Annotated in this window: 4 protein-coding genes; all 4 read right to left on the bottom strand. The window is 75.7% G+C overall.

The genetic code is table 11. The annotated features are described in order from the left end of the window. Positions 1-474: 474 nt before the first annotated feature. Entirely contained in the window at positions 475-1,278 is an 804-nt protein-coding gene (locus tag Q0L15_RS16990; protein ID WP_296605635.1) for an A24 family peptidase, read from the bottom strand. Further along, entirely contained in the window at positions 1,275-2,015 is a 741-nt protein-coding gene (locus Q0L15_RS16985; RefSeq protein WP_296605634.1) for a hypothetical protein, read from the bottom strand. Before Q0L15_RS16985 ends, Q0L15_RS16990 begins: the two co-directional genes overlap by 4 nt. Before the next feature lie 11 nt (positions 2,016-2,026). Next, entirely contained in the window at positions 2,027-2,773 is a 747-nt protein-coding gene (locus Q0L15_RS16980; RefSeq protein ID WP_296605633.1) for a hypothetical protein, read from the bottom strand. Positions 2,774-2,776: 3 nt separating this feature from the next. Next, positions 2,777-3,101, bottom strand: a 325-nt coding sequence (locus Q0L15_RS16975; protein ID WP_296605632.1) for a hypothetical protein, incomplete at its 5' end; no start/stop codon positions are given.

The following is a 3,101-nucleotide window of genomic DNA, read 5'->3' as shown; positions in this document are numbered from 1 at the left end:
CTGCCCTCGCGGGGGAACACCGTCCCCAGCTCGTGCCCGGCCAGCTCGCTCGGCGTCCAGCCCAGGACCTGCTCGGTCGCCGGGCTCGCCCACACGACCGTGGCCTGGCCGTCGAGGGAGAGGATGCAGTCGTGAGAGGTGGCGGCAATGCTCGCCAACAACTGCCCCTGGTCGATCTCGCGCATCATTCCCCCGCACGGCGAACTGGCTTCGGATTCCTCTGCTCCCGAAGCGAGTGGCACGAGCGGCTTCCCGAGCACCGCGCCGTTCCCCGTCATGGTAGTGCTGGATCCTTCCGGTACTCGGGACAAAGTCGAGAATCTCCTACCGCGGACCGCACTGATACACACGATTCCGCACGACTCCGTATGCCGACGTCGCCCCCGTTGCGTTCGCCTGCTGTCGAGAGGGTTATCGGAGCGCCGGTCCGTTCGCTTGAGCCCGCTCGCGGGCTGGTGCAGACCGGTGGGCAGGTCAGGAGAGGCCCACGAGGCGCAGGTACGCCGCCGCGAGCGGCTGACCTGCGAGCATCCCGATCGCGGTGCCGGTGAGCAGGAACGGTCCGTGCGGCACCTTGCTGCCGGCGCGGGCTCGACCCGAGAGCAGCAGGCCCGTGCCGACCACGGCGCCCACCGCGAAGCCCGCGCCGAGCCCGACCAGCGCCGGGCCCCAGCCCAGCCAGCCGAGCGCCAGCCCCAGGACGGGGGCCAGCGCCACGTCGCCGAGCCCCATGCCTCGACCCGCGGTGAGCAGCCAGATGCCGCCGTACACCGCGAGCCAGAGAGCCGCGGCGAGCAGCGCCGGGGCGACCGGACCGGCCCCGTGGCGCCCGACGTCGATCGCGAGGGCGATCACCGTGCCGGTGGCCATCGCGCCCGTGATCGCGAACGGGAGGCGGCGGTGGTCGAGGTCGATGACGAACAGGGCGACGCCCGCGGCCGCGACCACCAGCGCGGCGAGGGCGTACGGCGTGGATCCGAACCGCCAGCCGACGACCGCGAACAGCGCGCCGGTGACGAGCTCGACGAGCGGGTAGCGGGCCGCGATCGGGGCCGCGCAGTCGCGGCAGCGGCCGTGCAGCACCAGCCACGAGACGACCGGCACGTTGTCGCGGGCGCGCACCGGGTGCGCGCACGCCGGGCACGCCGAGCCCGGCGCGACCAGCGACAGCCCGGCCGGCACCCGGTGGATGACGACGTTGAGGAACGACCCGATCAGGAGCCCGAGCACGCCGAACACGATGGGCACCGCGGCCACCACGGGCAGCGCGGGCGTCACCGCACCGGCTCCGTCCCGGTGCGGAGCTGCTGCTGCTCGCCAGTGCCGAGGACCGCGACGAGATCGTCGCGCACCAGGCCGGTGCGACCGGTCCGCTCGGCTGCCAGGTCCCAGCGCAGGTCGACGGTCGCGAGATCGTGGTCGCCCCCGCTGACGGCGGCCTGCACGAGGTAGGCCTCGAACGACGCGGCGTCGGCCTGGTCGCCCAGCCGCGCGGCCGCGTCGGGCTCGCCCTCGGCCGCCAGGTGGGTCGCCATCGCCGAGCAGTCGGCGGCCGCGACGCGCAGCTCGTGCACGAGCTCGTCCGCCGACCGTCCGCCGAGCCGGACACCCGCGGGCTGGACCGCCGCGCCTGAGTCGTCAGCGTCGGCCGCGGCGGCGGCAGGGACCTCGTCGAGGTGGGCGAGGTCGGCGAACCGCTCGGTGAGCAGCCCGTGCACGGACTCGTCGAAGGTCGTCACCATCGCCTCGCGGGCCGCCTCGACGACGGCGCGCAGGGTGAGCGGGTCCCGGGGCTGGGTCGCCAGTCCTTCGACGGTCTCCGCGATCGACTCGCCGATCGCGGCGAGCTGCTGGAGGGGCTCGGGCGCCTGGTCGAGACCGTTCGCCCAGAGCAGCTCCTCGAGGACGTGGACGTCCGCCGCCCAGGCCGCCAGCGCGGCCCGGCGCAGGTCGCCGCGCTCGGCGTACTGCCGCGAGAGGCCGGCGAAGCCGGTCGAGGGCCGGGTGTCGTCCATCCGAGCCACCCTCACGCGGCCGAGCGACGGAGCCGCCGGCGCGGGCGCCGGGTCTCCACGACGGCCGGTGGCGGGACGGGCACGACGTGCTCCTCCTCGGGCTCCGAGGCCGCCACGGGCTCGGTCGGCTCGATCGGGACGACCTGCTCCACCGGACCGTCGGCCGGTGCCGGCGTCGGCGGGCCGGGCTGCGGGTCGCTCACGGCGCTCAGCACGGGAGCGGCCGGCGCCGACCGGAGCGGCACGCTCGCCTCGGCCACGCCCCGCGCAGCGGGAAGGGTCGGCCGGGTCAGGCCGCCGGGCTGGTCGAGCCGGTCGACCGCAGCGGTCAGCCGGTCCAGCACGTAGCGGGCGTCGTCGCCGGGAGCGACGTCGGCGGCGACGGCGCGGACGGCCGCGCGGACCTGGGCGCGGTACGACGCCACCGGGTCGCCCGCGACCGCAGGCAGCTGTGCGAGCGCCTGCTCCAGGCAGTGCACCTGGGCGCGCAGGGTGCGCAGCTCCAGGCTCTGCCCGGTCTCGGCCTCAGCCTGCACCGGCTCGGCGTCGACCGGCACCGTCTCGTCCTCGGGCTGCGCCGGCTCGGGCTCGGGCTGCGCCGACTCGGTCTCGGGCTGCGCCGGCTCGGCGACCTCCGGAGCGGCGGGTCGCCGGCGCCGACGCGCGACGAGCAGGGCGAGCAGGCCGACCAGCGCGAGCACCACCAGTCCGAGACCGGCGGCGAGGACGGGCAGGTCGGCGTTCGCGAGCAGGTCCACGTGTCATCCCTCCGGATCGGTGGTGGCGGTGGTGGCGGCGTCGGTGCCAGCCGCGCTGTCGGCGTCGTCGGGGTCCTGGACCGGCGGCATCACGAACATGTCGCCGGTGATCGAGGTGGTGAAGACCCCGGTCGTCGGGTCGCCGCTGACCGAGACCGAGGTGACGAGGTAGGCGCGGGACATGTGCTCGAGGTTCTCCAGCAGGACCTGGGTCTGGTCGTAGCTGCCGGTCACCGCGACGGTCACGGTCTGGCGGGCCAGCTGCGCACCGGCGACGGCCGCGCCGTCGGCCGGGGCGCCCTCGGCCGGGACGGCGCCCGGTGCGGCT

This window comes from Nocardioides sp., assembly GCF_024509035.1.
GTDB lineage: Bacteria > Actinomycetota > Actinomycetes > Propionibacteriales > Nocardioidaceae > Nocardioides.
Note: the sequence above shows the minus strand (reverse complement) of the source record. Positions and strands in the feature narration are given on the sequence as shown.

What these genes read in the sequence shown, in the direction of transcription:
- Q0L15_RS16985 (WP_296605634.1), bottom strand. Translation starts at nt 2,015, where the DNA reads ATGGACGACACCCGGCCCTCGACCGGCTTCGCCGGCCTCTCGCGGCAG.